The organism is Priestia sp. SIMBA_032 (genome assembly GCF_046535215.1).
Taxonomy (GTDB): Bacteria; Bacillota; Bacilli; order Bacillales; family Bacillaceae_H; genus Priestia; species Priestia aryabhattai.
In genome coordinates, this window is record NZ_JAWRXD010000527.1 from 1 (window position 1) to 277 (window position 277).

At 71.5% G+C, this 277-nt stretch carries 1 protein-coding gene; it reads right to left on the minus strand.

Translation table 11 applies throughout. The features are described 5' to 3' along the window. The coding region (locus SB717_RS35400) for a hypothetical protein (RefSeq protein WP_410907600.1) at nt 1-277 on the minus strand (277 nt) is incomplete at both ends.

Genomic DNA, 277 nt, shown 5'->3' on the forward strand with positions numbered 1-277 from the left:
CTCCACCAGTCCCGCGTCGAGCGTCGCGAAGCTGCGCAGTCCCGGGAACCCCGGGTACACCTCCGAGAACGGCTTGCGCGTGAGCTGATGCGCGCGCGCACGGCCGATCTGTGCGACGTGTCCGTGCAGGATGCTCGACACCGGGCTCCCTGCCGGCCCGGTGACGTGACGGCTCGTCAGGGCGAAGACGGTGTGCCCGTCGCTGACCAGCGTTCCGACGCTGCCGAGCTCCTGCACGCCCTGCGTGTCGCTCACGAGCGGGAAGCCGCCGCCGATC